Consider the following 23303-nt stretch of genomic DNA (forward strand, 5'->3'; position numbering starts at 1 on the left):
CCCGGATGAGGGCGACGCCGCCGATGAGCAGGCCGACGACGACCGCGAAGGCGATCAGCGGGTCGAACCCCTGGGCGAGCAGGCGGGCCTGACCGGCCGCCGAGAACACCGCGATCCCGAGGACCACCAAGGCGGTGACGCCAGCGGCCGCGCCAACCTGTCCGGGTGAGAGGCGCCGCCACCAGGCCGGCCGTCCCCCCTCCCCCCGTCCGCCGAGGGACCACGACCCGCGGCGGGGGACGCCGGACCCCTCGACCGCCGGCTCGGCGACGTCCTCCTCGCCCTGCGCGACCTCGGGCTCGGCGGGGACCTCGTCGTCCGCCACCGCGTGCTCGGCGACGGCCGGGGTCGGGGCTGCGGGCTCCTGCCCCTCCGGCTCGACGGTCGGCTCCTCCACCACCGGCTCGGCGACGGGCTCCTCGGCGACCGCGTCCTCCCCCGAGATCTCGCGCCACGCCCGGGCCACGGCGGCCTCGACCTCGCTCCGGTCGAGGTCGAGGACGATCGCGACCTCGGTGACGTCGAGCCCGACCTCCTCGACCAGGGCGACCGCCTCCAGCTCGACGGTCCGGCGCTCGTCGGAGTCCATCAACCAGTGCGCGAGGGAGAAGAACTCGACCTCGTCCACCACCCCGGAGTCGAGCGCGGCCTCGGCGATCTCGTCGAGGACGCCCTCGATCCGCGCCTCGGGGAGGAACACCCGCAGGTACGTCGTCAGCTCGGCTTCCGGGAAGTGCACTGCCCCCATGGTGCGACATCCCGACCGGATCGGACGACCTCCGGACCGGTAGGGTCCCTCGCGATGCCGTCGATGGACGCCCCGCAGCCGATCGCCGACCGGCCCCGCTACCCCGACGAGATGGCGGACGTGGCCGCGGAGCTCGACGGCATCTTCCGCCGGACGCCCATGTACGCGGTGCTGGGCATCGCCCTGGTGGACTGGGGCCTCGGCTGGTCGGTGCTCGAGCTGCGCCCCAGCCCGTCCATGGGCAACCTCGCCGGCTCCCTGCACGGGGGGGCGACGTTCGCGGTCGCCGACGCCGCGTTCGAGGTCGCGTGCAACTCCTACGGCCGGGCTGCCGTCGCGCTCGAGACCACCGCCCACTACCACCGCCCGGCGCCGCTCGACGCCCCGGTGACCGCCGAGGCGTGGGAGATCTCCCGCGGCCACCGCACGGCGACCTACCGGTTGCAGGTCCGCGACGGCGACGAGGTGCTCACCTCGTACCTGGCGCTCGCCTACCGCACCTCGCGGTGGCACCTGCCCGCCGAGCGGTTCCCCGACGGCTGGGGCTGATCAGCGGGCCGGCTGGCCCGCGGTCAGGGGCGGATGGAGCGCGGGGCGCGGCGACCGAGGTCCGCGGGGCGCACGGACCGGGCCTGGTGGGCCGCAGCGTCACGTGGGCGGACGGCAGCGCTGAGCGGCAGGCCCTCCGGCACGTCCTCGCCGCGTCGGCGCAGCACGGCGCCGTAGCTGGCGGCGGCGAGCAGGACCAGCAGCGCGACGGTGGTCGCGTACCAGGACGGCTGGACGATCGACAGCGTGGCGGCAGCCACGTCCTGGACCGGCTCCACGGCGCTCGCGAACCCGCTGGGAGCGGTCGACGTCGCAGTCCCGACGCCCGGTCCGTTCGGCTGGACCTGCTGGCCGGCGATCTGCGGCGCCAGCACCAGGGGCGCGGTGCCGTCGAACCCGGCCAGCTCGTTGGTCATCGGCGCGGTCGCCGTGCCGAGCGAGGGGACGACCTGCGGACCGTAGGCGATGGCCGGCGGCGGCTCGATCCCGGGCTGGCCGGTCGGCGCGGGGCTCGGCTGGTCGCCCGCGGCCGCGACGTCGGTCTGCCCCGGCGCGGGCGCGGCCGGTGGCGCCACGACCTCCTCGGCGTCGGAGCCCTCGGCCGTGACACCGCCCCCGGGGCTGGGGGACGAGCTCGGCTCGGTCGGCGCCCAGATCGGGGGGACCGGGATCTCCGCCTGCTCGGTCGGCTCGCCTGGGTCGGTCGGACCCTCGGTGGCCGAGGGGACCTGCGGCGGCGTGGCGTTGGGCGACGGCGTGGCGGACGGCGACTCCGTCGGGGTCGGCGACTCCGTCGGCGTGGGGGACTCCGTCGGCTGGATCGCCCGGTCGGTGGGACGGTCCACCGGGACGGGCTGGGCCGATGCGCCGACGGGGATGAGCAGGACCGCGACGACGAGCGCGGCGAGCACCGCGGTCGTGCGCCGCTCGGCGGCGCCGGTCAGGTCCTGCTTGAGCACTCGGGTCCTCACGGGGTCGGCCATCGCTCCACGTCGGTTGGCGTCGGACCGGTCACTGCGTCCGGTCGGTGGAGCGCACTCGGGGACAAACAGTAGCGGTTCGTCGTCCTCATGATCCACCTCCTCTCACGATCGGCACGCGGCACAACGATCTGAAGTGAGTCGGCGACACGGCGTGCAGCTCCCGACGTCCGGGTACGGTGTTAGCTGTACAGAGCATACCGCTAGCACCATCACGCAGAGGAGGAGATGTGCGCGAGCTGATCGGCCTCCGGCGCGCCGGCGAGCACGCGCTCCGGCAGCTGGCCCCCTCCGGTGCCCTGCGGGTGCTGGCGGACGCCCTGACCGAGGACCCCCTGCCCCCGTCGACCAGCGACGAGGCGATCGACGCCACGATCCTGTTCGTCGACATCGAGGGCTTCTCCGACCACGTGGCCCGGACCGGGGACGACGCGGCGAGCCGGGTCCTCGACCTCCTCGACCGCGCCGTGGCGGACGCGATCGCCGGCACGTCCTGCCGCGTCGTGAAGCGTCTGGGCGACGGCGTGATGGTGGCGACCGAGGACCCCGGGGACGGGGTCAGCGCCGCCGCCGCGATGCCCCGCCGCTTCGCCGAGCTCGTCGCGGCGGAGGGTGTGGGCCTGCGCCTCCGCGCCGGGAGCCACCGCGGGGTCGTGCGGCGACGGGGCGACGACCTCATCGGCTACCACGTCAACGTGGCGGCGCGGGTGGCGGAGCGCGCGTCCGGGGGCGCGACGCTCATCACGGGCGCGCTGCGGGACTCCGTGCAGCTCGCCCCCGCGCTGCGGGCGGATCCCGCGGGCCGGCTGGTCGCGAAGGGCGTGCCGGAGCGCCCGCGGCTGTACGAGATCGTGCACGTCGCCCCCGCGGCGACCTGATCCTCACGTCGCGTTCGGCTCACCGACCCCGAAGGCGATGCGGAGGTCGCGGAGCTGGACCGCCAGCAGGGGGGTGCGGTCCGCCAGCCACCCGAGCCGCCCCCGGGGATCCACGGTGACGCTGCCGCGGCCGACGACCGGCCGACCGGAGAGCCGCGTGCGGCTGACGACGTGCCCGTCCCCGCGCTGTTGCACCATGCTCCAGCCGAGCCGCACCCGGCCGGGGAGGGTCACGCGCGGGCGGAAGGTGGCGGTGGTGTCGGGTGCGTCGCCCCCGTCCTCGGCGGGTGCCATCGCGAAGGCGCGCCCGTCCAGCACGTCGAAGCGGCCGAGGTCCTTCGGGATCCCCCAGAGGGCGCGGCCCCCCGCGACCGAGGCGGCGCTGTCGACCCAGATGTCGGTCACGGTCTGGCGCGGCCGGCGCCCGTGCCACACGTGGACCGCCGCGAGCAGCTCGCCGTAGCTCAGGTCGCCTCCCGGCTCGTAGGCGACCCAGGCGGTGCCGACCAGCGAGCGGCCGGCGATCGAGACCGGGCGGGTTCCGGTCGGGACCCGCTCGACCAGCCGCGCCGTCGGGACCACCCACAGGTGCACGGTCATGTGCCCGCGGAGGCGCCACGGGGGGTCGGGGTAGGGCGCGGGCGGCGTGGACGCGTCGGGGCCGGGCACGGGCCTCACCCCTCCAGGACCGCGGCGACGGCCGGGGCGAGCACCTCACCGGCGCGGCCGTGGACGACCACGTCCGCTGCGGCGTCGAGGGGGGTCGGCTCGGCGTTGACGATGGCCAGCGGCTGGCCGTTCTGGAGGGCCAGCTCGGGGACGGCCGCCGCCGGGTAGACCTGCAGGGACGACCCCACCACCAGCACGACGTCGGCGGCGCGGATCAGCTCGTGGGCGGCCACCATGGCGTCGTCGTCCATCGCCTGGCCGAAGCTGATCGTCGCCGACTTGACCAGGCCGCCGCAGCGGGGGCAGGCCGGGTCCTCCTCGCCTGCGTCGACGGCCTCGAACGCCCAGGTGGTGTCGGCCTCGAAGCCGCACCCGGCTGGTCGGCCGTGTCGGGGGGCCGCGCCGATGCAGACGACCCGACGGGCGGTGCCGTGCAGCTCGACCACCGTCGTCGAGCCCCGCGGCGGTGTGCAGGCCGTCGATGTTCTGGGTGATGACGCCGGGGCTCCGGCCCGTCCGCTCGAGGGCCGCGATCGCCTCGTGGGCCGGGTTGGGCGCCGGTGCGGCGGCGAAGAACTCGCGGCGCATCCGCCACGATCGGATGCGGACCTCGGCGGAGTCGACGTAGCGCTGGAAGGTGAAGTCCCGCGGGTCGTAGCGGGTCCAGATCCCCCCCGGGGACCGGAAGTCCGGGATGCCCGACTCCGTCGACACCCCCGCCCCGGTGAAGACCGCCACGGACCCCGACGACAGGAACTCTGCGAGCGCATCCATCGGCGGGCCACGCTAGCGCCCCCGGCGACCCACCCGGCACATGCGACGGGCCCGCCGTATCGGCGGGCCCGTCGAGGTCTGCAGGTCTACTCCCAGGCGGCGACCTTCGGGTGGTCGACGCCGGAGGCGCCGACCTTGGCCGCGCCGCCGGGGGAGCCCAGGCCCGACACCGAGTCCTCGAAGTACTCGGCGTTCCAGGGCGTGAACTCCTTCCACTCGTCCGGGACGTCGTCCTCGTAGAAGATCGCCTCCACCGGGCAGGCGGGTTCGCACGCACCGCAGTCGACGCACTCGTCGGGGTGGATGTAGAGCATCCGGTCCCCCTCGTAGATGCAGTCGACGGGGCACTCCTCGATGCAGGCCTTGTCCTTCACGTCGATGCAGGGTTCGCAGATCGTGTAGGTCATCCTGGCACTACTCCTGTCGGGTCGATCATCGGTGTGCGGCTTGGCGGTGGTGACGTCTCGCCTGCGGCGGGCGTCGTCGGCTGACACTTTACCCTGTGCTCACCGTGATGAAGAACGCACGCGTCCCCGTCGCCGACGGCGTCGTCCTGGAGGCCAAGCTGCGCCTGCCCGACGGCGCGCACGCGGCTGCCCCCGTCGGCGCCGCCCTGCTGCTGCACCCGCACCCGTCCTTCGGCGGCCACATGGACGTGTGGCTGCTGCCGACGATCGCCGCCCGCCTCGCCGCGGACGGCTGGGCCTCGTCGCGGATCAACTTCCGGGGGGTCGAGGGGTCGACCGGTACCCAGACCGGGGGCCGCGAGGAGCACCTCGACGCCGAGGCGGCGCTGGGCCACCTCCGCGACGCGGTCGGGGATGTGCCGCTCGCGGTCGTCGGCTGGTCCTTCGGCGCGATGATCGGCCTGCGCCTCGGCCGGGCGGTCGAGCGCTGGGTCGGCATCGGCACGCCGACCCGGCCGACCCCCGACGTGCCCCTGGCGGGCGAGCTCGTCCCCGACGACCTGCCCCCGCACCGGACCGCCATCGTCGGCGAGCACGACCAGTTCTTCGCACCGGACACCGTCGACGTCCTCGACCCCCACCACGTGGTGATCGTCCCCGGCGCCGACCACTTCATGTTCGATCGCGACGTCGAGGTCGCCGACCACGTCGCCGCGGCCCTCGGCGACCCTGCGGGCCGGACGCCGTGAGCCAGCGCCGCCTGGGTCCGCAGTACGTGGTCCGCATCACCCCCGACGACGTCGGGCAGCGCGTCACGATCCGCGCACGACGGGGCGAGGCCGCTGATGGACCCCGCTTCGACGACACCATCGGGCACCTCGAGGCGTGGGCGCACGGGACGCTGCGGATCCGCCGCCGCGACGGGTCCCTGACCGAGGTGCCAGAGGCGGCGCTGGTCGCGGGGAAGGTGGTCCCGCCGGCGCCCGCGCCGCGTCGGCGCCGCACCTAGAGGGCCCGGAGCGTCAGCGCACCGGACGTCAGAGCGCAGGACTGAGGCCGAGCTGGCCGACCGCCTTCCGCGCCGCCACCTGCCACAGGTCCCAGGCGCCGCCGAACGGCGGGGCGTAGGAGAGGTCCATCATCTGGGCCTCCTGCACCGTCGTGCCCACGTGGCACCACACCGCCACCACGTCGATGCGCTTGGCCACCGGCCCGTTCCCCACGATCTGGCCCCCCAGGACCCGACCGGTGCCGGGCTCGGCCAGCAGCTTGACGCGCGCCCAGCCGGCGTCGGGCATGTACCCCGACCGGATCGTCCCCTCGACGACGACCGCGCGGTGGTCGACACCGGCGGCGGTCGCCTCCCGCTCGGTGAGCCCGGTGCGGCCGATCTCGAGCCCGCACAGCCGGGTGACGGCGGAGCCGACGACGCCGGGGAACACCGCCTCACCCCGCCCGCTGCCCGTCAGGAACGCGGCCGCGTCCAGCCCGGCCACCTTCCCGTGCTTGTTGGCGTGGGTGCCGAGCTGCACGTTCGCGCCACGGCCGGTCAGCAGGTGCCGGGACTCCGCGCAGTCCCCGACCGCCCAGATCCGCTCGTCGTCGGTGCGCATCCGCTCGTCGACCGCCACGGCGCCGGACGGCCCGATCGCCAGGCCGGCGTCACGGGCCAGGTCGACGCGCGGTCGGCTCCCGAGGGCGATGACGACCACCTCGGCGCGCACCGGTTCGGCCTCCGCGCCGTCACCGTCGCCACCCGACCCGACCCGGCGCGTGCGGACGGCGCGGCAGCGGTCCCCCTCCCGTTCGACGCCGGCGACCTCCTCCCCCAGGCGCACGTCGATCCCGAGCTCGATGACGCGCTCGCGGATCAGGGCGGCCATGTCCGCGTCGAGGGTCCGCATGACCTCCTCGCCCCGGTCGATGAGGGTGGCGGAGAGGCCGCGCTGGGCCAGCGCCTCGGCGAGCTCGATGCCGATGTAGCCCGCCCCCAGGACCGCGACGTGGCTGATGTCGCGGGCGACGAGGCGGTCGCGCAGCGCGACCCCCTCGTCGAGGGTGTGGACGGGGACGCCGAACTGGTCCAGCCCCTCCACGGGTGGGGTCCGCGGGTGCGCGCCGGTCGCGTAGACCAGCACGTCGTAGGGCTCCGAGCCGGTCTCGCCGGTCTCGGCGTCCATCGTGTGGACGACCCGACCCTCGCGGTCGATCGCGGTCGCGGTCGTGTGCAGCCGGACGACCAGCCCCCGCTCGCGGTGCTCGGCGGGCGAGCGGGCGACCAGGGCGTCGGCCTGCTCGACGTCGCCCGCGACGAGGTAGGGGATCCCGCAGGCCGAGTACGACGTCCAGCTGCCCTTCTCGAGGACGACGACCTCGGCGTCGGGCACGGAGTCCTTGATGCGGACCGCCGCGGTCGCGCCGGCCGCGTCGCCGCCGATCACCACCGCACGGGCCACCGTCGCCTCCCTAGCTGATGATCTCGTCGCCGATGCGGTGCACCCAGATGCGGCTGGTCCCGCCCAACGAGCCCGGGGGCCCGGTCACCAGCACGATCGTGTCGCCCACCGCGGACCAGTTGCCGTCGACGAGCACGCGCTCGGCGGCCTCGAGCAGCTCCTGCGCACGGTCCTTCATCGGCACCAGGGCCGCCTCGGTGCCCCACATCATCGAGGTGCGACGGCGGGCCCGGTCCGACGGCGTGAGGCCGACGAGCGGCATCTCCGGGCGCATCTTCGACACCAGCTGCACCGACCAGCCGGTCATCGAGAAGACCACGATGGCCTGGGCCCGCACGTCGCGGGCGACCTGCACCGCGGACTGGGCGACGACCCGGCTGACGCTCAGCTCGGAGTGCGGCGGGGGTGAGGGGTGGATCAGGTGGGGGGAGCGCTCGGCGACCTCGACGATCCGCGCCATCGTCCGGACGGCCTCGACGGGGTACTTCCCGGCGGCCGTCTCACCGGACAGCATCACCGCGTCGCTGCCGTCGAAGATGGCGTTGGCGACGTCGCTCGCCTCGGCCCGGGTCGGCCGGGGGGAGTTGATCATGCTGTCGAGCATCTCGGTGGCGGTGATCACCGGGCGGGACTCGGCGTTGGCCTCGGCGATGATCTCCTTCTGGATGGCCGGCACCCGCTCGGGGCCGATCTCCACGCCGAGGTCGCCGCGGGCGACCATCACCGCGTCGGTGACGTCGATGATGTCGGTCAGCCGCTCGATGGCCTCGGGCCGCTCGAGCTTCGCGATCACCGGCGACTGCCCGCCGAGGTCCGCGATCCGGTCGCGGACGTCCTGGATGTCCTCGGGACGTCGCACGAAGGACAGCGCCACCCAGTCCGCGCCGAGCTCCATGGCGAACTTGAGGTCCTCGACGTCCTTGTCGGTCAAGCACGGCGCGGACACCTCGACACCGGGGAGGTTCAGGCCCTTGCGGGACTTGGCGAGGCCGCCGGCGACGACGCGGGCGCGGACGACGCCGTCCTCGATCCGCGAGCAGACCAGCCGCAGCGACCCGTCGTCGATGAGCATCAGCGCGCCGGGCGTGACGTCCTCGGCCAGGGACTCGTACACCACCGGCAGCGCGGGGAGCCCCTCGCTCTCGTAGCTGTCGAGCTCCTCGACGCCGGGGTGCAGGTAGACCTCCGACCCGGTCGGGATCTCCACCCCCGGGTCGGGGACCATGCCGAGCCGGATCTTCGGGCCCTGCAGGTCGGCCAGGCTGCCGACGTTGCGGCCCAACCGGACGCCGAGCTCGCGGACGGCCTCGAGGCGGCGGGCGTGGGTGTCGTGGTCGCCGTGGCTGAAGTTCAGGCGCACCACGTCGATGCCGGCCTCCACGTCGGCGCGCAGCTTGTCCCGGTCGTCGAGGGACGGACCCAGGGTTGCGACGATCTTTGCTCTTCGGGCCAAGGGGTGACTCCGGGCTGCGGGAGGGCGGGGCAGCGCCAGCCTAGAGGCCGTGCCGGGGTCGGTGAAGACGTTTACAGCTCGTTGATGCGCCGCGGTCCGGGGTCCGCCCGGCGGGTCACCGCGAGGGCTCGAACGGCTCCCCGTCGGCGGCCGGGGCGACCGCTCGCCCGATCGCGCCGGCGAGGACGATGATGGTCACGACGAACGGCAGCGCCTGCAGGAACTGGCTGGGGATGGTCAGGTCGGGGACCGGCACGGCCAGGAAGCTGAAGTCGTCCAGGCGCACCGACAGGATCTGCAGCCGCGTCTCGAGCGCGCTCGCGAAGCCGAAGAGGAGGGCGCCGCCGAACGCCGGCCAGGGGCGCCACTTGCCGAAGATGAGGGCGGCGAGGGCGATGAAGCCGGTCCCGTTGGTCATGTTGTCCTCGAACGAGCCGACGGTCTCGAGGGAGAACCACGCGCCGCCGAGCCCGGCGATCAGCCCGCCGATGATCACCGCCGCGTAGCGGATCCTGATCGGGTCGATGCCGAGGGTCTCCGCGGCGTGCGGGTTCTCGCCCACGGAGCGGACGCGTAGTCCGAAGCGGGTGCGGCCGAGGACGAACGTGGTGACCGCCAGCAGCACGAACATCGAGAAGTAGATCGGCTGGCCCTCGAACAGCGGGCCCACGATCGGCAGGTCGCTCAGGAGGGGCAGCTCCCAGCGCGGGAGGGTGATGCCGTTGCCGGCGCCGAGCGGGACGAGGACCTGCGTCCGCAGGTAGGACGTCAACCCGAGGGCGAGCAGGTTCAGGACCACGCCGGAGATGATCTGGTCGGTCCGGAAGGTGATGCACAGCACGGCGTGGAGCGCGGCCATCAACCCGCCGATCAGGACGGCGATCAGGACCGCCACCCACAGCCACCCGCCGCCGGCGGCGCCGCCGAGCACCGCGTAGGCGACGAAGCCGCCGCCGGCGCCCGCGAGCATCATCCCCTCGATGCCGATGTTGACGACGCCGGACCGCTCGCACCAGAGGCCGCCGAGGGCGCCGAGGGCGATCGGGGTCGCCTGCCTGAGCGACTCGACCACGATCGGGATGGCGTTGGTCGTCTTCGACGACGTCGAGTAGGCCAGCGACAGGATCAGGATGAGCGGGATGAACAGCGCGGTGGCGACGGCCAGCGCGACGGAGGTCACCCGGCCGAGCCGGTGCTCGAGGATGCCGGTGATCCCGGCCACGACGAGCACCAGGCCGATCAGGAGGACCGCACCGCCCGGGTCGAGGGTGATCTGGGGCACGCCGGGCGGGACGCCGAAGTTGAAGGTGACGTCGTCCTCGGGGACCCGTCGTGCCAGGTCGAGGAAGCCGACGCCGAGGATCGTGTAGATCCAACCGATGACGACCAGGCGGGTGCGGGCGGGCACCACCCGGGTCGCCTCGACGGCGCGCGCGGGGGAGTCGACGGTTGCGGTGGACACGACTCAGCCTCCCCACCCGCTGGCAAGCGCCGCGCGGGGTTCGGTGTCCTCGGCGCGGATGCGGAACATCCGGCGGATCAGCAGGTCCGCGGCGACGAAGAGCAGGATCAGCGCCTGCACGATGCGGACCAGGTCGATGGAGAGCTGCGCCTCGCGCTGCATCGTGGGGGCGCCGACCAGGAGGGCGCCCCACAGGATCGACGCGGGGATGATCCCCCACGGGTTGCCGCGGGCCAGCAGCGCGATGGCGATCGCGTCGAAGCCGAAGTTGCGGAAGTGCCCCGGCGGCGGGATCAGGCCGGTGGAGCCGGACACCTCCGCCGCCCCGGCCAGCCCGGCGAACCCGCCCGCGACGGCCATGACCATGATCCAGGTGCGGCTCACGCTGATCCCCGCGTACGTCGCAGCCGACTGGTTCAGGCCGACGGTGCGGATCTCGAACCCGGTGGTCGTCCGATCCATGATGAACCACATCGCCGCGCACATCGCGACGGCGATGAACAGCCCCCAGTGGAGGGTCGCCGCCGGGGTCTCGTAGAGGGCCGGCAGGGCCGCCGAGTCCGCGATCGCCCGGGACTGGGGTGCCGAGGCGCCCAGGTCGACGAGGATCGCCGGGTCGCGGCTGCCGACCAGCCACTCGTACATCCGGAGGGCGATCGTGTTGAGCATGATCGTCACGATCACCTCGTGCGCACCGGTCTTGGCCTTGAGGAAGCCGGGGAACCCGCCGTAGACGATCCCGCCCAGCGCGCCGGCGAGCAGCACCACCGGGATGGCCGCGATGGCCGGCAGGCCCTGCACCCAGCTCCAGGTGCCGGCCCACCCGGCGGCGAGGGCGCCGACGAGGAGCTGACCCTCCGCGCCGATGTTGAACAGGCCGGCCTTGAACGCGAACGCGAGGGCGAGGGCCGCGCCGATGAACGGGGTCGCGCGGGCCAGCGACGCGGCGATCCGCTGGGGGGACCCGACCGCACCGGTCAGCAGCGACCAGTAGGCCTCGAACGGGTTCGCGCCGGTCAGCAGCATCACCACGCCGCCGATCACCAGCGCGCACGCGAGCGCGTAGATCAGCACGAGGGCAGGCGTCAGCGACGCGTAGCGCCCCAGCCCGCGACCCGTGACCGCGACGTCGTCGCCGGTGTCGGAGGTCGTCTCCTCCGGCTCCCGGCCCTGGTCCGCACTCACAGGCTTCCCCTCTGGTCGTGTCGCTGGTCGTCCGCCGGTGCGGCCCCGAGCGGTCCCGCCGACGTCGTCTCCTCCACAGCCGGGTCGGCCGGGCCGGGGTCCTCGCCACCGGCCATCAGGACCCCGAGGCGCTCGCGGCTCGCCTCTGCGCGGGGCATCTGGGCGACGACCCTGCCGCGGTACACCACGCCGATCGTGTCGGCCAGGCTGAGGATCTCGTCCAGCTCGGCGCTGACGAGCAGCACGGCGGTCCCCTCGTCCCGCTTGGCGACGATCTGGGAGTGGATGAACTCGATCGACCCGACGTCGAGGCCCCGCGTCGGCTGGGCCACGATCAGCAGCTCGAGGGGTCGTGACAGCTCGCGCGCCACGACGACCTTCTGCTGGTTCCCGCCGGAGAGGGTGCTGGCGGGCACCTCCGCCCCGGTCGCGCGCACGTCGAAGGTCCGGACCATCTCCTCGGCGTGATCGACCATCGCCGTGCGGTTCAGCACCCACCCCCGCGCGAACGGCGATCGGTCGTAGCTGTTCAGCACGAGGTTCTCGCTGATCGTCAGTGCCCCCACGATCCCGTGCTTCGAGCGGTCCTCGGGGACGTGCCCGACGCCGAGCCGCTCGATCTTCCGGACGCTCAGGCCCCTCGTGGAGCGGCCGGCGATCTCGATGGCCCCGGCGCTCAGGGGGCGCATGCCCGCGATGGCCTCCACCAGCTCCCGCTGCCCGTTGCCCTCGACGCCCGCCACGCCGTAGATCTCGCCGGCGCGGACCTCGAAGGTGCACCCCGCGACCGTGACGACCCCGCGGTCGTCGGTGACCCCGAGCTCGCGCACCGCCAGGACGACGTCCCCGGGATCGGCGGGCGCCTTGTCGACCTCGAAGGAGACCTCGCGGCCCACCATCAGCTCGGCCAGCTCGGCGGTCGTCGTGTGCTTGGGGTCGGCCGTGCCGACCACCCGGCCGCGCCGCAGGACCGTCACCTGGTCGGCGACGGCGATGACCTCGCGCAGCTTGTGGGTGATGAAGAAGATCGACTTGCCGTCGTCGACCAGGCTGCGGACGACGGTGAAGAACTCGTCCACCTCGCCCGGGGTCAGCACCGCGGTCGGCTCGTCCAGGATCAGGATGTCGGCGTCCCGGTACAGCGCCTTGATCAGCTCGACGCGCTGCTGGGCGCCGACGCTGAGGTCCCCGACCAGCGCGTCCGGGTCCACCTCGAGGCCGTAGGTCGCGGACAGCTCGCGGATCCGCGCGCGGGCCGTGCCGATGTCGATGGTGACCCCGCTCACCGGCTCGTCGCCGAGCACGACGTTCTCCACCACGGTCAGCACCGGGATCAGCTGGAAGTGCTGGTGCACCATGCCGATCCCCGCTGCGATGGCGTCCCGCGACGAGGTGAAGCGCACGGGGCTGCCGTTGACCCGCACCTCCCCCTCGGTGGGCTGGTACAGCCCGAACACCACGTTCATCAGCGTCGACTTGCCCGCGCCGTTCTCCCCCAGCAGGCAGTGGATCTGCCCGCGGTGCAGCTCGAGGCTGACGTCGGCGTTCGCGACGACGCCCGGGAAGCGCTTCGTGACGTCGACGACTTCTAGGACGGGGGCGGATGCCATGGGCACCTCGGGATCGGGGATGTGAGGGGGCCGCGGTCCAGCCGCGACGGACGACGACCCGGCCCCCTGGATCGGGAGCCGGGTCGTGCAGCCTAGGGCCTGCCGGCGTGGAGCCGGCAGGCAGGGTACCGGATCGCCTAGAGGAGCTCGCCGGTGGCCGGGTCGACGCCGGTCTCGATGGAGCCGTCGGCCAGGCCGGCGCGGATCTCCTCGATCTGGGTGGCGACGTCCTCGGGGATGTCCGCGTCGTGGAACGGCGCGTAGGTGATGCCGCCGTTGGCCGCGTCCAGGGTGAAGATGCCACCCTCGAACGAGCCGGCCAGCACGTCACCGATCTGGATGAACGTGCCGAGGTCGACGCGCTTCACCGCTGAGGTGGCCAAGCGGTCCGCACCCGGCGACGAGCCGCCGCCGAAGGTGGTGAAGTACTCGTCCTGGTCGACGCCGATGGCCCAGGCGCCGTTCTCCGCGGCGGTCTGGATGGCACCCGAGCCGGTCTGGCCGCCCGCGCCGAAGATCACGTCGGCACCCTCGCCGAGGAACTGCTGCGCGGCCGACTGGCCCTGGGCCGGGTCGGTGAAGGAGTCGGTGTAGACGGTCAGGACGTTGATGTCCGGGTTCACGTACTGCGCACCGGTCTGGTAGCCGTTGAGGAAGCGGACGACCGGCGGGACGGTCTCGAGGCCGCCGACGGCGCCGATCGTGCCGGACTCGCTGAGCAGCGCACCCATCGCACCGGCCAGGAAGCCGCCCTGGTCCTCGCGGAACAGGATCCCGACGTAGTTCTCGGGGAACTCCTCCTGGAACTGGTCGATCCCGATGAAGTTGACGTCGGGGTTGTTGTTCGCGGCCTCCAGGGTGGCGTCGGCGATCAGGAAGCCGACGGTCACGACGACCTCGGGGTCGCCGTCCAGGATCGAGGTGATGTTGGTGGCGTAGTCGGCCTCGGACGCGGTCTCGATGAAGCTGGTCTCGAAGCCCAGGCACTCGGACGCGGCCTGCATGCCGTCGTAGGCGAACTGGTTGAACGTGCCGTCATCGACACGGCCGATGTCGGTGACCAGACCGACGTTGAAGTCCTCCGGGATCTCGACGCCCTCGTAGGCCGCGCAGGCGTCCTCGAGCGTGGTGAAGGTCGTCGCCTCACCCTCGGTGGCGGCGGGCTCCTCCTCCGTGGCGGCGGGCTCCTCCTCGGTGGCGGCGGGCTCCTCCTCCGTCGCGGGCGCCTCCTCCTCGGGCGGCTCGGCCGCCTCCTCCTCGGTCGGCTCGGCGGCCGCCTCCTCGGTGGCCTCCTCGTCGCCGGTGTCCTCGGGGTCGTCGGCGCAGGCGGCGGCGACCAGGGACAAGATCAGCAGCAGGGCCAACATGGCCGTGCGGCGGTGCAACGTCGTCATCTTCAACGGTCTCCCTTTGCTTCGATGGGACCGCGCTTCCCCTGCCGCCGACGCCCGAGACGCAGACCACGCGAGCGCGGAGGGGCCGCAGTCGGCGGTGAGTGTAGCTGACCTCCGACCACGGTCGTACCCCCTTCGCCGGGCGGTCCGCCGGACCTCGGCGTTCGGGGTGGGAGGACGTCCCCTAGGGTGTGCCGCCATGGACCGCGTCACCGTCGCCCCCCACCCCCTCGCCGGGCACCTGCTGGCCGACCTCCGCCGCGCCGACACCCCCCCGGAGCGCTACCGCGTGCTGGCCCGCCGGTTGTCGATGGTGCTGGCCCTCGAGGCCACCGCCGACCTGCCCACGGCCGAGGAGCGACTGACCACGCCCCTCACCGAGGCGACCGGGCAGGTGCTGGGCCGCAGCGTCATCGCCATCCCGATCCTGCGCGCCGGGCTGGGGATGCTCGAAGCGGTGACCGAGCTGCTGCCCGACGTCGGGGTGGGCTACGTCGGCCTCGAGCGGGACGAGGAGACCCTCCAGCCGACCGAGTACTACTTCAAGGTCCCCGAGCTGACCGGCACCCGGGTCCTGCTCCTCGACCCGATGCTGGCGACGGGCGGCAGCGCCGCGTTCGCCGCGGAGCTGCTCCGCCGCCGCGGCGCGGAGGACCTCACCCTGGTGTGCGTCATCGCGGCGCCGGAGGGGATCGAGCGGTTGACCACCGCCGACCCCGAGATCCGCATCGTGACCGCCGCGATCGACGACCACCTCAACGACGTGGGGTACATCGTCCCCGGCCTGGGCGACTTCGGCGACCGGTTGTTCGGGACCTTCTGATCCGGCACCCCGCCAGGATCGCGCCGGACCGCGGCGTCAGCCGCGGGAGGCCCCGATCGGGGGGAACCTCGGCGTCAGCCGAGGGAGGCCCCGATCGCGCCCGACGTCGGCGCCGTCCCCTCAGGCGATCCGGACGCTGATCGGGGTGCCGGCCTCGATCGTGCGGCTCACGGTGCAGGTGCGGTCGTGGGAGGTGCGGACCGCGCGGGGCAGCAGGTCCCGGGCCTTGTCCGCCCCCTCCCCCTCGGCGAAGGTCACGCGGAAGGTCATCTCGACATCCGTCAAGCGGTTGCCGGTCTCGTCCCGCACGTAGGTGGCGTCCACGTCCACCGCGAAGGTCTCGTGGTCGGCGTGCCGCCCCGTGACGGTGTCCACGTCCACCGCCGAGCACCCGCCGATCGCGGCCAGCAGCAGCTCGACGGGGCTGAAGCCCTCTCCGGCGTTGCTGCCGAAGGTGATCGTCCCGCCCCGCGGGTTCGTCGCGCGGTACACCCCGGTGTCGATCCGCTCCAGCGTCACGTGTCGTGCGTCGTCGTCAGCCATGGCGCCATCCTCACACCCGCGGCGGACGCCGCACCGGTGCGAACGCTCAGATGCCGGCGAAGAGGTCGTCCTCGGGGGTGGGGGCGTCGACCGCCGAGAGCCGGCGGACGAACCACTCGGTGCCGTAGAACCCCTCGACCATCGGCTCGGGGACGTTCAGGAAGAACGACGACGGGGCGATCTGGCTGACGTGGGCTCGCAGGGCCGCCTGCTTCGCGGCCATGTGGTCGCGGACGTCGACGGTGGTGGTGACCAGGTGGTCCTCGGTGCCCATCGGGATGTCGGCGGGGTCGTCGGTCTCCCCGAACGGCGAGGGCAGGCCCGCCTCGGCGAACTGCCGGTTGGCCTCGGCGATCGCGGACTTGGGGAACGACGAGAGGTACAGCTTCGCCACGTGCCACGGGTCGCCGGCCTCGGGGTACAGCGACGCGGTGCGGGCCGCCTCGACGGCCAGCACCGCCATCCGGTGGGCCTGGATGTGGTCGGGGTGGCCGTACCCCCCGAACGCGTCGTAGGTGACGACGACCGCGGGCCGGAAGTCCCTGATCGACCGGACCAGGCGACCGACCGCCTCGTGCACGTCCGCCCGCCAGAAGCTGGCGGGGTCGTCGTTCCCCTCGTCGCCCATCATCCCGGAGTCGCGGTAGCCGAGGAACTCGTGCTCGTCGACGCCGAGCAGGGCGAGGGCGTCGGCGATCTCCCCCGCCCGGACCTCCGCCAGCCGGGGCCGGATCTCGTCGGGGTCCATGCCCTCCCCCACGATCTCGCCGCGGCTGCCGTCGGTGCAGGTGACGACCTTGGTCCGCCGTCCCTCGGACGCGGCGCGGGCGAGGACGCCGCCGGTGGCGATCACCTCGTCATCGGGGTGGGCGTGGACGGCGAGGAGCCCGGGGACGTCGTGCATCGGGCGACGAGGATAGGGCTCGGGCAGGCTGGTCCGCATGGGCGTGACCTGGGTCGACCACCACCTCGACGTCGCCGGCGTCCGCGTCCACCTGCGGCGGGCCGGGCCGGACCGCGCGGACGGCGATCCCGTGATCGTCCTCCACGACGCCGGGGCGGACACCGTGGACGCCCCGGCGTGGGCGCTGGTGGCCGACGCCCTCCCGGTGGTCCAGGTGCTGCTCCCGGGCGTGGGCCGCTCCACCGCGCCACCGCCAGCCGCCGACCTGGCGTGGGTGACCGGCCTGCTCGCCGAGGTGGTTCGCCGCTGCGGCGCCGAGCCGGCCGTCCTGGTCGGCACCAGCCTCGGCGGGTGGTTCGCGATCGAGACCGCGCTCGCCCACCCCGACGCCGTCGCCCGCCTGGTCCTGTGCGACACCGCGGGGCTCCACAGCCCGCCGGGGTACCTGTTCGGGCTGTTCACGGACGGCCAGGGCCAGGCCGGCCACGACGGGCTGCTCGGCCCGCTGATGGACCGCCACGGCGCGGGACGCTCCCCCGCAGCCCTCCACGGCTACGCCGTCGACCTGACCGCCGCCGCCCTGGGGTCCTGGAACCCGCACGCGCCCGATCCGGGGCTGCTCGCGCGGGCGCGTCGGCTGACCACGCCGACGACGATCCTGTGGGGGGCGCGCGACGCCCTGATCCCCCTCGCGCACGCCCGGGCGCTGGCGGACGCGATCGGCGGCGAGCACGGCGGCGCCGTGGTCGTCTGCGTGCCGGGGGCCGGGCACCTGCTCGCCGTGGACGCGCCGGAGGTGGTAGCCGGCCATGTGACCGGCACCGTCCTACGATCCCCCCGATGCCCCTCGACGCCCACCGCCTGATCGACTCCCAAGCCGCCGTCGCCGATGCGCTGGCGTGGCTCGGCGACCTCGATCCGATCGGCGTGGACGTCGAGCGCGCGGACTGGAACCGCTACTACCGCGCGGCCGCGCTGGTGCAGGTCGGCGGCGACGGAAGGGTCGCGCTGCTCGATCCGCTCCGCCTGGACGACTGGACCCCGATCGCCGAGTTCCTCGCCGAGCGCGCCGTCCTGCTCCACGCCCTCGAGAACGACCTCGGTCCGCTGCAGACCCTCGGGATCGACCTGCCGGTCGTCCACGACACGGCGATCGCCGCGGCGATCCTGGGCATGCCCATGGGGCTCGAGACCCTCCTCGACGAGGTGCTCGGCGTGACCCTCGACGCGGACAAGCAGGCGATGCAGCGGGCCGCGTGGGAGGAGCGCCCGCTGACCGAGGAGATGCTGCTCTACGCCGCCGGCGACGTGGCCGACCTGCCGGCGCTGTGGGAGGTGCTGCGCGATCGCCTGGTCGCCGAGGACCGCTGGGACTGGTACGTCGAGGAGCTCGAAGCGACCCTCGGCCAGCCGGCCGTCGAGGAGCGTCGCGACTGGGAGCGGACCAAGGGCGTCGGCCGCCTGGACCCCCAGGCGCGGGCGCGGGCGAAGGCGCTGTGGGAGGCGCGGGAGGACCTGGCCCGTGAGACCGACACCGCGCCGGGGCGGATCGTGAACGACAAGGTGCTGGTCGACCTGGCCCTGAAGCCGCCGTCGGTCGCCCGGGAGCTCGGCCGCCGTGGCGTGCGCCGTCAGGCGGTGCGCACGTTCGGCGAGGACATCGTCGACGCGCTCCGCGAGGCCGCGGACGCCGACCCGGAGCCGGTCCAGCGCACCGGTCGCCGCTCCACCGACGCCGACCGGGACCTCGCCGACCGACTGCGGGTCACCCGCGCGGAGATCGCCGAGTCCCACGGCCTCGACGCCGGGCTGCTGTGCCCCAGCCGGCAGCTCCTGCCGGCGGTGATGAGCGACCCGCAGACCTCCGAGGAGCTGCGCGCGGCGCTCGGGCTGCGCGACTGGCAGTGGCGGTTGGTCGAGACCGCCTTCACCGACATCGTGTTCGGCGACGGCGCGGCGGGGGCCGACGGCGCGGCGCAGGTCGAGCAGCCGCGCGGCTAGGGTCGCCTGCAGGATCCCGAGGAGAGGAGCGACCGCATGGGCACACTGCTCGACGACGCCACGCTGACCACCGAGCTCGGCAACCTCGACGGCTGGGTGGTCGTCACGCCCGAGGGCACCCCGGTGCTGGCCAACGACTTCCGCTTCGACGACTTCGCCGGTTCGATGGCGTTCGTCAACCGCGTGGCCGAGATCGCCGAGGACCTGGACCACCACCCGGACATCTCCATCTCGTGGGACACCGTCCGGCTGATGATCTCGAGCCACGCCGACGGCGGCATCACCGACGACTGCGTCACCCTCGCCGAGCGGATCGACGCGCTGCGGGCCGGCTGACGGCCGGCGGACCGTCAGCGGTCAGCGCGCCCCCGCCAGGGGCAGGTTGCGGAGCTTGGCCGGCAGCGCGAAGTGCATCTGCTCGTCGACGACGGTCAGCCGCTCGACCTCGGCACCGCGAGCGGTCGCCGACAGGTGGTCGATCACCTCGGTGACGAGCACGTCCGGGGCGCTCGCCCCGCTGGTCAGGCCGACCACGTCCACGCCCTCGAGCCACACCGGGTCGATGTCGGCGGCGGAGTCGATCAGGTGCGCCGCCGGCGCCCCGTGGGCGAGGGCCACCTCGACCATGCGCTTGCTGTTCGACGAGTTCTGGCTGCCGACGACCAGGACGAGGTCGCTGCGCTCGGCGAGCACCTTGGTGGCGTCCTGGCGGTTCTGCGTCGCGTAGCAGATGTCGTCGCCCTTCGGCCCGCGCGCCTGCGGGAACCGCTCGCGGATGGCCGCGATGATGCTGGTGGTCTCGTCGACGCTCAGCGTCGTCTGGGAGATGTAGGCCACGTCGGCGTCCGCCGGCAGGTCGAGGGCGAAGACGTCCTCGGGGGTCTCGACCAGGCTGATGGACTCCGGGGCGTGCCCCATCGTCCCGATGACCTCCTGGTGGCCCTCGTGGCCGATCAGGATGATCGACCGGCCCGAGGCTGCGTACTCGAGCGCCTCGTAGTGGACCTTCGTCACCAGCGGGCACGTCGCGTCGATCATGTCGAGGCCCCGCGCCGCCGAGCGCTCGCGGACCTCCGGGGGGATGCCGTGGGCGCTGAAGACGATCGGCATCCCCTCGGGGACCTCGTCCTCGTCCTCGACGAACACCGCGCCCTTGGCCTCGAGGTCCGCGACCACGTGGGTGTTGTGCACGATCGCGTGGCGGACGTAGACCGGCGGGCCGTAGTGCTGCAGCGCGATGTCGACGATCTCGATCGCCCGGTCGACGCCGGCGCAGAAGCCCCGCGGGGCGGCCAGGAGGATCGTTCGGGGGTCGGTGGGAGGCATCGTCCTCAAGGCTACCCAGGCCCGCAGGCCCGGACGCCGGGTCACCCGCCCCTCCCCCGGTCCGCCCGCGGACGGCCGTACACTCCCGCGACGATGCACATCATCGTGGGCGGCTGCGGCCGCGTCGGCGCCGAGCTGGCCGAGCGCCTCAGCGACGAGGGCCACGACGTGGTCGTGATCGACACGTCCGAGGAGGCGTTCACGAAGATCGGCACGACCTTCAACGGCGAGTCCGTCGTCGGCGACCTGACCGACAAGGCGATCCTCAGCCGCGCGGGGGTCGAGCGCGCCGACGCGCTGGCGGCGGTCACGCCGTCGGACAACGCGAACCTCATGGCCGTCCAGATCGCCGGGCGCCTCTTCGGCGTCCCCCACACCGTGGCGCGGCTGTTCAACCCGCAGCGGGAGGCGTCGTACCGGAAGATGGGCGTCCGCTACGTGTCGGAGACGTCGATGATCGTCGCCTCGATCCGCAACGACGTGCAGCCCGACTCCCTGCCCGTGCACCTGGCGGGCAGCGACGACGACGTCGCGGTGGTGGAGGTGACCGTCACCGCGGTCGGCCGCGGCGTGAGCGTCGCCGAGGTCGAGCGGGACGGCGACGCCAGGGTGGCGAAGGTGATGCGCGGCACGAACAGCCGGGTCCCCCGCCAGGACGACCGCTTCCTCACCGACGACGTGGTGGTGTGCGCGGTGCGGCGGGCCGGGATGCGGCGGCTGCGCGAGCTGCTCGCCGGGGACGCCTAGGTGTACGCCGTCATCGCCGGCGGGGGGAAGGTCGGGCGGGCGATCGCCGCGGACCTCCTCGACGACGGGCACCAGGTCACGATCATCGAGCTGCTGCCCGAGCGGACCGAGGCGCTGCAGCGGGCCTACGACCTGCTGGTGATCCGCGGGGACGCCACCGACGTGCAGTACCTCGAGCAGGCCCGGCCCGAGCGCGCCGACGTCTTCGTCGCGACGACCCGCTACGACGACGTCAACTACGTCGCCTGCCAGCTCGCGAAGATCACCTTCGAGGTCGAGCGCGTCCTGTCGCGCGTGAACTCCCCGCGCAACGAGGACCTGTTCCACGCGATGGGCATCGAGGCGGTGTCCACGACGACGCTGATCAGCCGCCTGATCCGGGAGCAGGCCACGGTCGGCGAGCTGATCCACCTCTACACGCTGCGCGCGGGCGAGGTGAACCTCGTCGAGATCGACGTGCCGGAGGACTTCGGGGCCTACCACCGCGACGTGTCCCAGCTCGAGCTGCCGACCCAGTCGGTCCTGGTGTGCGTGTTCCGCGGCGACGAGACGGTCATCCCGCGCGGTGACACCCGCCTGCAGGCCGGCGACCAGGTCATCGCCCTGACCACCCCGGAGCTCGAGACCGCGCTGCGCGAGGCCATCCTCGACGACTCGGAGGCCCAGTGATCCGGGAGCGCGATGTGGTGCGGGCGGGCGCGCCATGAGCCAGCTGCCCCCCGGCCGTGGCCGCCGCCTGGCCGACGTGGTCGACGAACGCCCCCTGCAGGGCGGGCTGACCGGCATCGCCCTGGTCGCCCTGGCGACCCTCGGCCTGGCCGTGGTCGGCGCCGTCCTGGTCGGCCTCGCGCTGCTGCTCGTCGGCTGAGCGATGCTGCTGCGACCCGACGGCGCCGACTTCCGCCTGATCCTCTCCTACACCGCGCGGGTGCTGTTCGGGGTGGGCCTCGCGATGCTCGTGCCGGCCGCGGTGGCGTTCGGGCTCGGCGAGACCCTCGACGGGTGGAGCTTCGTCCTGGGCGGGTCGCTCGCGATCGCGATCGGGCGGCTCGGGGTCATGGGGCTGGCGACGCGGCGTCCGCTCCACACCTCCCACGCCCTCGCGTCCGTCGCGCTGAGCTGGCTGTCCGCGCCCCTGCTCGCGGCCCTGCCCCTGCTGCTCAGCGGCCACTACGTCAGCTACCTGGATGCCTACTTCGAGGCGATGTCGGGGTTCGCCACCATCGGGCTGACGCTCGCGAACGACCTCGACCACATGTCGCGCAGCGTCAACCTGTGGCGCCACCTGATGCAGTTCATCGGCGGTCAGGGCGTCGTCGTCGTCGTGCTGACCGCGTTCTCGTCGGGGGCGGCGCGCCTGGGGACGCTGTACAGCGGCGAGGGGCGCGAGGACGTCATCCTCCCGAACATCGTCCGGACCGCGCGGTTCATCTGGCGCGTGGCCCTGGTCTACGGCGCCCTCGGCACCGCGGCGCTGTGGGCCGCCGTGGTGTCGGCCGGCCTGCCGGCGGGCGAGGGGCTGTACCACGCCCTCAACCTGTTCATGGCCGCCTTCGACACCGGCGGGTTCTCGACGCAGTCCACCAGCGTCGCGTTCTACCGGTCCCCGCTCGTCGAGTCGGTGCTGCTGGTCATCATGACCGCCGGTGCGTTCAGCTTCGCCCTGCACTACCAGCTGTGGCAGGGACGCCGTCGCGAGCTGCTCGTCAACACCGAGACCCGGACGGTCTTCACCTCGACGCTGCTGGTGCTGACCGTCATGGCGATCGGCCTCGCCCGCACCGCGACGTTCGACGGCTTCGACCCCCTGTACCGCCACACCCTCTTCCAGACGATCAGCGCCCACACGACGACCGGCCTGGCGACGGTCCCCGGCAGGCTGTTCGTCACCGACTGGGGGGCACTGGCACCCGGGGCGCTGGTCGCGGCCATGGCGATCGGCGGCATGGCCGGGTCGACCGCCGGCGGCATCAAGGGCATCCGCCTCGGCGTCGTGCTGAAGGGCTTGAAGGCCGAGATCCGCCGCGTCCTGCTGCCCGAGCACGCGGTGGTCGTCGAGACCTACCACGCGGGGGTCCGCGAGATCGTGCGGGGGCCGCAGGTGCGGGACGCCGCCCTGCTGCTGCTGCTGTGGCTGGCGCTGTACCTCGCCGGGGCGATCGTCGGGCTGTTCTACGGCTACCCGCTCGAGCTGAGCCTGTTCGAGTCGGTCGCCGCCGCCTCGTCCGGCGGGTTGAGCGTCGGGTTGGTCCGACCCGACCTGGAGGCGCCGCTGAAGGTCATCTACATGGCGCAGATGGTGACCGGCCGGCTCGAGTTCATCGCCGTGTTCGCCCTGGTCGGCTACGCCGTCTCGGTCGTCCGGGGGCGCGTGTGACCGCCGGCCCGCGAGGT

Annotated in this window: 25 protein-coding genes and 2 pseudogenes; 12 read left to right on the top strand and 15 right to left on the bottom strand. The window is 73.5% G+C overall.

What is annotated here, in order from left to right:
* A pseudogene (locus ACEQ2X_RS09565) lies at positions 1 to 739 on the bottom strand (hypothetical protein); the annotation flags it as partial.
* Positions 740 to 802: 63 nt separating this feature from the next.
* On the opposite strand from ACEQ2X_RS09565, the gene ACEQ2X_RS09570 reads away from it, so the two are divergent.
* Positions 803 to 1297, top strand: a complete 495-nt coding sequence (locus ACEQ2X_RS09570) for a PaaI family thioesterase (RefSeq protein ID WP_370325581.1) — start codon at positions 803 to 805, stop codon at positions 1295 to 1297.
* A gap of 23 nt (positions 1298 to 1320) precedes the next feature.
* Here ACEQ2X_RS09570 and ACEQ2X_RS09575 read toward each other — a convergent pair whose 3' ends face one another.
* Positions 1321 to 2268, bottom strand: a complete 948-nt coding sequence (locus tag ACEQ2X_RS09575) for a hypothetical protein (RefSeq protein ID WP_370325582.1) — start codon at positions 2266 to 2268, stop codon at positions 1321 to 1323.
* Positions 2269 to 2507: 239 nt separating this feature from the next.
* Between ACEQ2X_RS09575 and ACEQ2X_RS09580 the strand changes: the two genes are divergently transcribed.
* Positions 2508 to 3155, top strand: coding sequence for an adenylate/guanylate cyclase domain-containing protein (locus tag ACEQ2X_RS09580; RefSeq protein ID WP_370325583.1), 648 nt, complete (start codon positions 2508 to 2510; stop codon positions 3153 to 3155).
* Between the two features lie 3 nt (positions 3156 to 3158).
* Here the strand turns inward: ACEQ2X_RS09580 and ACEQ2X_RS09585 are convergent, their stop codons facing one another.
* The 4 genes and pseudogenes from ACEQ2X_RS09585 to fdxA form a co-directional block, all read right to left on the bottom strand.
* Complete coding sequence (locus ACEQ2X_RS09585; RefSeq protein WP_370325584.1) at positions 3159 to 3824, bottom strand: acetoacetate decarboxylase family protein; 666 nt, start codon at positions 3822 to 3824, stop codon at positions 3159 to 3161.
* A 5-nt stretch (positions 3825 to 3829) separates the two neighbouring features.
* Complete coding sequence (locus ACEQ2X_RS09590; protein WP_370325585.1) at positions 3830 to 4270, bottom strand: NAD-dependent deacetylase; 441 nt, start codon at positions 4268 to 4270, stop codon at positions 3830 to 3832.
* 67 nt (positions 4271 to 4337) lie between these two features.
* Positions 4338 to 4598 (bottom strand): annotated as a pseudogene (locus tag ACEQ2X_RS09595) (Sir2 family NAD-dependent protein deacetylase); the annotation flags it as partial.
* Between the two features lie 86 nt (positions 4599 to 4684).
* Positions 4685 to 5005, bottom strand: coding sequence for a ferredoxin (gene fdxA, locus ACEQ2X_RS09600; RefSeq protein WP_370325586.1), 321 nt, complete (start codon positions 5003 to 5005; stop codon positions 4685 to 4687).
* Between the two features lie 107 nt (positions 5006 to 5112).
* On the opposite strand from fdxA, the gene ACEQ2X_RS09605 reads away from it, so the two are divergent.
* Together ACEQ2X_RS09605 and ACEQ2X_RS09610 are read left to right on the top strand one after the other, a co-directional pair.
* Positions 5113 to 5754 (top strand): alpha/beta hydrolase, encoded by a 642-nt coding sequence (locus tag ACEQ2X_RS09605; protein WP_370325587.1) that lies wholly within the window; start codon positions 5113 to 5115, stop codon positions 5752 to 5754.
* On the top strand, positions 5751 to 6014 hold the full coding sequence (locus ACEQ2X_RS09610; RefSeq protein ID WP_370325588.1) for a hypothetical protein: 264 nt from the start codon (positions 5751 to 5753) through the stop codon (positions 6012 to 6014). Before ACEQ2X_RS09605 ends, ACEQ2X_RS09610 begins: the two co-directional genes overlap by 4 nt.
* Positions 6015 to 6042: 28 nt before the next feature.
* Here ACEQ2X_RS09610 and ACEQ2X_RS09615 read toward each other — a convergent pair whose 3' ends face one another.
* From ACEQ2X_RS09615 to ACEQ2X_RS09640, 6 genes are all read right to left on the bottom strand, one after another.
* Entirely contained in the window at positions 6043 to 7461 is a 1419-nt protein-coding gene (locus tag ACEQ2X_RS09615) for an FAD-dependent oxidoreductase (protein ID WP_370325589.1), read from the bottom strand.
* 10 nt (positions 7462 to 7471) lie between these two features.
* On the bottom strand, positions 7472 to 8914 hold the full coding sequence (gene pyk / locus ACEQ2X_RS09620) for a pyruvate kinase (RefSeq protein ID WP_370325590.1): 1443 nt from the start codon (positions 8912 to 8914) through the stop codon (positions 7472 to 7474).
* Positions 8915 to 9029: 115 nt separating this feature from the next.
* Positions 9030 to 10376, bottom strand: coding sequence for an ABC transporter permease (locus ACEQ2X_RS09625; RefSeq protein ID WP_370325591.1), 1347 nt, complete (start codon positions 10374 to 10376; stop codon positions 9030 to 9032).
* A gap of 3 nt (positions 10377 to 10379) precedes the next feature.
* Positions 10380 to 11561 (bottom strand): ABC transporter permease, encoded by a 1182-nt coding sequence (locus ACEQ2X_RS09630; RefSeq protein ID WP_370325592.1) that lies wholly within the window; start codon positions 11559 to 11561, stop codon positions 10380 to 10382.
* Entirely contained in the window at positions 11558 to 13171 is a 1614-nt protein-coding gene (locus ACEQ2X_RS09635; RefSeq protein WP_370325593.1) for an ABC transporter ATP-binding protein, read from the bottom strand. Before ACEQ2X_RS09635 ends, ACEQ2X_RS09630 begins: the two co-directional genes overlap by 4 nt.
* Before the next feature lie 137 nt (positions 13172 to 13308).
* A complete protein-coding gene (locus tag ACEQ2X_RS09640) occupies positions 13309 to 14565 on the bottom strand; it encodes a BMP family protein (protein ID WP_370325594.1) in 1257 nt (418 codons plus the stop codon).
* Positions 14566 to 14764: 199 nt separating this feature from the next.
* Here ACEQ2X_RS09640 and upp point away from each other — a divergent pair, with 199 nt between their 5' ends.
* Positions 14765 to 15388: a uracil phosphoribosyltransferase gene (gene upp, locus ACEQ2X_RS09645; protein ID WP_370325595.1), complete on the top strand. Its 624-nt coding sequence runs from the start codon at positions 14765 to 14767 to the stop codon at positions 15386 to 15388.
* Between the two features lie 120 nt (positions 15389 to 15508).
* Here the strand turns inward: upp and ACEQ2X_RS09650 are convergent, their stop codons facing one another.
* Both ACEQ2X_RS09650 and mshB read right to left on the bottom strand, forming a co-directional pair.
* On the bottom strand, positions 15509 to 15931 hold the full coding sequence (locus ACEQ2X_RS09650; protein ID WP_370325596.1) for an OsmC family protein: 423 nt from the start codon (positions 15929 to 15931) through the stop codon (positions 15509 to 15511).
* A 46-nt stretch (positions 15932 to 15977) separates the two neighbouring features.
* Entirely contained in the window at positions 15978 to 16835 is an 858-nt protein-coding gene (gene mshB, locus ACEQ2X_RS09655) for an N-acetyl-1-D-myo-inositol-2-amino-2-deoxy-alpha-D-glucopyranoside deacetylase (protein ID WP_370325597.1), read from the bottom strand.
* Between the two features lie 37 nt (positions 16836 to 16872).
* On the opposite strand from mshB, the gene ACEQ2X_RS09660 reads away from it, so the two are divergent.
* From ACEQ2X_RS09660 to ACEQ2X_RS09670, 3 genes are read left to right on the top strand one after another with little or no spacing between them, the layout of a single operon-like run.
* Positions 16873 to 17700, top strand: coding sequence for an alpha/beta fold hydrolase (locus ACEQ2X_RS09660; protein WP_370325598.1), 828 nt, complete (start codon positions 16873 to 16875; stop codon positions 17698 to 17700).
* Positions 17676 to 18836 (top strand): ribonuclease D, encoded by a 1161-nt coding sequence (locus ACEQ2X_RS09665; protein WP_370325599.1) that lies wholly within the window; start codon positions 17676 to 17678, stop codon positions 18834 to 18836. The genes ACEQ2X_RS09660 and ACEQ2X_RS09665 overlap by 25 nt, the downstream gene beginning before the upstream one ends.
* A gap of 36 nt (positions 18837 to 18872) precedes the next feature.
* Positions 18873 to 19172 (top strand): 4a-hydroxytetrahydrobiopterin dehydratase, encoded by a 300-nt coding sequence (locus ACEQ2X_RS09670; RefSeq protein ID WP_370325600.1) that lies wholly within the window; start codon positions 18873 to 18875, stop codon positions 19170 to 19172.
* Between the two features lie 21 nt (positions 19173 to 19193).
* Here ACEQ2X_RS09670 and ACEQ2X_RS09675 read toward each other — a convergent pair whose 3' ends face one another.
* Complete coding sequence (locus ACEQ2X_RS09675) at positions 19194 to 20162, bottom strand: 4-hydroxy-3-methylbut-2-enyl diphosphate reductase (protein ID WP_370325601.1); 969 nt, start codon at positions 20160 to 20162, stop codon at positions 19194 to 19196.
* Between the two features lie 93 nt (positions 20163 to 20255).
* On the opposite strand from ACEQ2X_RS09675, the gene ACEQ2X_RS09680 reads away from it, so the two are divergent.
* Genes ACEQ2X_RS09680 through ACEQ2X_RS09695 form a run of 4 tightly spaced genes read left to right on the top strand, consistent with a single transcriptional unit; the run spans position 20256 to position 23286 of the window.
* Complete coding sequence (locus ACEQ2X_RS09680; RefSeq protein WP_370325602.1) at positions 20256 to 20909, top strand: NAD-binding protein; 654 nt, start codon at positions 20256 to 20258, stop codon at positions 20907 to 20909.
* Positions 20910 to 21578, top strand: coding sequence for a TrkA family potassium uptake protein (locus ACEQ2X_RS09685; protein WP_370325603.1), 669 nt, complete (start codon positions 20910 to 20912; stop codon positions 21576 to 21578).
* Positions 21579 to 21612: 34 nt separating this feature from the next.
* Positions 21613 to 21777, top strand: a complete 165-nt coding sequence (locus tag ACEQ2X_RS09690) for a hypothetical protein (RefSeq protein WP_370325604.1) — start codon at positions 21613 to 21615, stop codon at positions 21775 to 21777.
* 3 nt (positions 21778 to 21780) lie between these two features.
* Positions 21781 to 23286, top strand: a complete 1506-nt coding sequence (locus tag ACEQ2X_RS09695) for a TrkH family potassium uptake protein (protein ID WP_370325605.1) — start codon at positions 21781 to 21783, stop codon at positions 23284 to 23286.
* Positions 23287 to 23303 lie beyond the last annotated feature (17 nt).

It is taken from the genome of Euzebya sp., from assembly GCF_964222135.1.
GTDB lineage: Bacteria > Actinomycetota > Nitriliruptoria > Euzebyales > Euzebyaceae > Euzebya.

Coding starts and splice junctions, on each gene's coding strand:
- ACEQ2X_RS09665 (WP_370325599.1), top strand. CDS start 17,676: ATGCCCCTCGACGCCCACCGCCTGATCGACTCCCAAGCCGCCGTCGCC.
- mshB (WP_370325597.1), bottom strand. CDS start 16,835: ATGCACGACGTCCCCGGGCTCCTCGCCGTCCACGCCCACCCCGATGAC.
- ACEQ2X_RS09680 (WP_370325602.1), top strand. CDS start 20,256: ATGCACATCATCGTGGGCGGCTGCGGCCGCGTCGGCGCCGAGCTGGCC.
- ACEQ2X_RS09690 (WP_370325604.1), top strand. CDS start 21,613: ATGAGCCAGCTGCCCCCCGGCCGTGGCCGCCGCCTGGCCGACGTGGTC.
- ACEQ2X_RS09650 (WP_370325596.1), bottom strand. CDS start 15,931: ATGGCTGACGACGACGCACGACACGTGACGCTGGAGCGGATCGACACC.
- ACEQ2X_RS09570 (WP_370325581.1), top strand. CDS start 803: ATGCCGTCGATGGACGCCCCGCAGCCGATCGCCGACCGGCCCCGCTAC.
- ACEQ2X_RS09605 (WP_370325587.1), top strand. CDS start 5,113: ATGAAGAACGCACGCGTCCCCGTCGCCGACGGCGTCGTCCTGGAGGCC.
- fdxA (WP_370325586.1), bottom strand. CDS start 5,005: ATGACCTACACGATCTGCGAACCCTGCATCGACGTGAAGGACAAGGCC.
- upp (WP_370325595.1), top strand. CDS start 14,765: ATGGACCGCGTCACCGTCGCCCCCCACCCCCTCGCCGGGCACCTGCTG.
- ACEQ2X_RS09695 (WP_370325605.1), top strand. CDS start 21,781: ATGCTGCTGCGACCCGACGGCGCCGACTTCCGCCTGATCCTCTCCTAC.
- ACEQ2X_RS09635 (WP_370325593.1), bottom strand. CDS start 13,171: ATGGCATCCGCCCCCGTCCTAGAAGTCGTCGACGTCACGAAGCGCTTC.
- ACEQ2X_RS09675 (WP_370325601.1), bottom strand. CDS start 20,162: ATGCCTCCCACCGACCCCCGAACGATCCTCCTGGCCGCCCCGCGGGGC.
- ACEQ2X_RS09670 (WP_370325600.1), top strand. CDS start 18,873: ATGGGCACACTGCTCGACGACGCCACGCTGACCACCGAGCTCGGCAAC.
- ACEQ2X_RS09660 (WP_370325598.1), top strand. CDS start 16,873: ATGGGCGTGACCTGGGTCGACCACCACCTCGACGTCGCCGGCGTCCGC.
- ACEQ2X_RS09640 (WP_370325594.1), bottom strand. CDS start 14,565: ATGACGACGTTGCACCGCCGCACGGCCATGTTGGCCCTGCTGCTGATC.